This window comes from Moraxella sp. (assembly GCF_024227015.1).
GTDB lineage: Bacteria > Pseudomonadota > Gammaproteobacteria > Pseudomonadales > Moraxellaceae > Moraxella.
In genome coordinates this window covers 1-3,292 of the sequence record NZ_JAAELD010000210.1, presented here as the reverse complement: position 1 = coordinate 3,292, position 3,292 = coordinate 1, and the positions used below count along the sequence as shown (strand labels likewise).

Annotated in this window: 4 protein-coding genes; 3 read left to right on the top strand and 1 reads right to left on the bottom strand. The window is 47.0% G+C overall.

The genetic code is table 11. The features are described from left to right. Together GY683_RS04755 and GY683_RS04750 are read left to right on the top strand one after the other, a co-directional pair. On the top strand, window positions 1-762 hold a 762-nt coding region (locus GY683_RS04755), incomplete at its 5' end, for a hypothetical protein (protein ID WP_297287655.1). A 315-nt stretch (window positions 763-1,077) separates the two neighbouring features. Then, on the top strand, window positions 1,078-1,524 hold the full coding sequence (locus GY683_RS04750; RefSeq protein ID WP_297287654.1) for a hypothetical protein: 447 nt from the start codon (window positions 1,078-1,080) through the stop codon (window positions 1,522-1,524). 259 nt (window positions 1,525-1,783) lie between these two features. Here GY683_RS04750 and GY683_RS04745 read toward each other — a convergent pair whose 3' ends face one another. Then, a complete protein-coding gene (locus GY683_RS04745; RefSeq protein ID WP_297287653.1) occupies window positions 1,784-2,140 on the bottom strand; it encodes a DUF4870 domain-containing protein in 357 nt (118 codons plus the stop codon). Window positions 2,141-2,532: 392 nt separating this feature from the next. Here GY683_RS04745 and GY683_RS04740 point away from each other — a divergent pair, with 392 nt between their 5' ends. Beyond that, window positions 2,533-3,267 (top strand): DUF1361 domain-containing protein, encoded by a 735-nt coding sequence (locus tag GY683_RS04740; protein ID WP_297287652.1) that lies wholly within the window; start codon window positions 2,533-2,535, stop codon window positions 3,265-3,267. Window positions 3,268-3,292 lie beyond the last annotated feature (25 nt).

The window sequence follows — 3,292 nt, the reverse complement described above, 5'->3', positions numbered from 1 at the left end:
CTCGATAAGGGTTTCCCTTTGGCGGTTCCACCGAAAAGACGGGGGGCGAGATCTTGGGATAAGGCAGTCGATTCGGACATGTCGCAATTGCAAGTGCATGAAGTGGGGGATTTTATTGCCTCTTATGTTCCCACGCTTGCAGATTTTTCGCGATTGGATGAGCAATTTCGTGTGCCTCAGGATTCGTGGGATCAAATTCCGCAATATTCAGATTATGGTTTTGCCGTCTTTCAGCTTAAAACGCTGAAGGGAAAGCCGCACCCTATGGCGTTTAAATTTAAATCGCGGTTGATTGGCCCAAATCAAAAATCTGTGTTCTTTCCCACCGTTCATATTCATGATGGTGAGGTTCATGATTTGGAGGAATTTGACCACGCTTTATTTCTACAGGCTCCTGAGTTTGATCGCCTGTGTGGACCTTACAGACAGCGTAGGCGGTTAGTGACAGATAAGGCCACTGGGTACGTCAGGTCGAAATGGACTGCAGATAGATTTTGTGACATTGATGCTTGCCAAGGCATCGTTGATAAGGACGGCTTGGTGCATCGTTTGGAGATGCAAGGTCGTATGAAGAACCAGGATGTACTTGCCGACCTTCAGGCCATCGAAAGAAATAAACAGTCTTCACTTTTGCCGCGAAGCAGCTTGTTTTGGATCGGTGGTATTGCCGGCATTGCTGGTATGAAATGGTTTTTTGATCGACGAACACTAGTTTCTCAAGCCGGGCAAGGAAAAGCGTCACGTCACGATGAAGTGACTTAAGCTCAAACCACGTTTTGAGATGCTTTCCGTGAACAAGAGCTGCCATCGTAATGGGTGCTCATTTCACGCTGAAACCGTTGGTCTACGTGATCTTCTCGTCGCGTTGCGGTTTGCTTCTTCGCGAATGTTAGCGTGGATACGAAACTTTTTTGGCGCGCTATGGCTGTTATCCTTTTCGCGAAGGCAGCGGGTGAAATTGCAACTCGGAGTGGGCTACAATGACGGTTGGAGATTAACAGCGATTTGTTGAGGCTTGTGATCGTCGCTTGCATTGCCCTCAACCGTGTTTAAGCGAACCGTACCGAGGAGTACCAAATGATGGATGCGAAGTCCGATTTGCGCGTGCCCTTGTATTTTTGGGTTGTCGGTGGAGTCGCGTTGTTGTGGAACATTATGGGGTGTGGCATTTTCTTCAATGAAATGTTCAACCAAGAGGCTGCCATGGAGAGTTTTACGGAAGCTCAGAAGGAATGGGTGCGAACAACCCCGTCTTGGGTTTACGTTATCTTTGGACTCTCAGTCGCCACGGGGCTCGCTGCCTGTGTGGGATTATTGCTTCGTAAGAATTGGGCTTTGCCCCTTTTTGTGGCAAGTTTTCTATTCGTCTTAATCCAAATGGGCTACACCATGCTTGTCGCTGGTGGTTTGCAGGTGATGGGCCCGGCCGGAGCAGTGATACCCATCGTTGTGGTAATTCTGGCTTTAGCTTGGGTGGTATCTACGCTCAAATTCAGAAATGCGGATTGGTGGAGTGGCCACTGAATTTATCTTTCTCAGTATCAAGCTCATTCCTAGCAGAGGTCGATGGGTACTGAGATTTTGAGGCAGTGCGAATGCGAAATTTAAAGCAACAAAACCGGCACATTCAATATGCCGGTGTGCTGTATCTAGGATTCGGGTTGATGCGAAACGGGCTTCCTCACGTGGTTCTCTTCAGGAGAGCATCATCATCAAAGTGATGGTTCTGCTGGCACGCAAATAGGATTCATCACCTGCATCGCAAAAACGCATCAGCGGTCGGTTATTTGAAAAAACGAATGCTCATGGGGTAAGGCCACAATTCTCCATTGCCAGCTTTGAGTCCACCGATGATGGGAAATACGATCATTAAAACACTCATGACAAGTAGCATGGGGATGCCAATAAAAACCAATATGAGCAGCAAGCTAATCGCAATGTAAATTATCGCAGAGATAAGCCAGTTGACGACGATTTTTCCGTGAGCATCTAAATTTGGAATTTCATCTTTCTTCATTTGCCAAATCAAAATTGGGGCAAGGATTCCAGCGATTGGCACAAGGTACGCTGCAAAGGTAGAGAGGTGTAAGGCCATCGCCCAGTTATTTGCCAAGTTCGAATCTATATTCGCTGCCTTCATTTTATCCCCCCGTAATTGACTGGTAAAAATCTGGTGCGCGTTCGCGTTGCAGCGAGTGTGCATTGCACCTTTCTTGCTCTCTTATTCGCTGGAAATGACTGAATCTTGCGATGAAAACCCTGCCCAACGCCCAAAAATCGTTGATTTGATAAATGCTTGATCTTTCGAGGAGAAATCTAATGGGCTTGCTTTCCCGCTAAGCAGGCATGCTCAAGGGGAAGCGCCCAAAAATTTGGCGATGCTGGGCTGGCATCGACTCGGGGGTGCGAAACTATGTATATCAGTACCTTGCGGCGTGCGTTTATGTTGGGTCTTGTGGGCGAGTCGCTCAGCAACGTTTTTGTTATCTGAGAGGCACGCTGGTTTGCCTTCATTTATTCCGGAGTTGATAAATGGTGTCAGAAGATTTCAGTGAGGGCTTTCGCGAGCCCGTCTCGTCGCGGCTAATAAAGTTGTTGCACCAAAATCATTTCTTTCCTTTGTTGGTTGCCTCGGTCACTGCGATGGGATTTTACTTTGCTGAACGGTGGACCTCGGAATGGCGGGGGCCACGTTTGCACCTTAATCTATTTCTTGCATGGGTGCCTTATTTTCTTGGAATCCTAATGATGTTATCTGCAACATTTCCGGGAACCAAGTTGGTGTCGATGTTTCGAATTGTGTTGATTTTGGCTTGGTTTTTCTTCTTTCCGAATGCCCCTTACCTGATAACCGACTTCGCCTATTTAGATTGGGATCATTATGATTTGTGGCAACGGGTGGCCATATTTTGCATTTTTTCACAGTGTGGTTTGATGTTGGCGATGGTGTCATTGTTGATTGTCGAGAAACAGACGACAGCTTGGTATGGTGCTGTTTTCGCAAAGGTGTTGGTAGTAACTGCGATCCTCTTTGCCGGTTTTGGCGTGTTTGTAGGTCGTTTTCTGCGTTGGAACAGTTGGGATCTGCTTTACCATCCCTATGCCGTTTTTCTGGACTCGCTGGGGAAATTAAGTGAACCGATGCAAGGTATCAGGCCGATCGTGTTTTCTGTTCTTTTGTCTCTGATATTGGGCACGTATTATTATTTTGTGGTTTCTTTAGTGGGGCGACGCAAACATGATTCAGCCTCATATCGCAGGCATTGAATTGTTTAGTTTGGTACTAGCGACT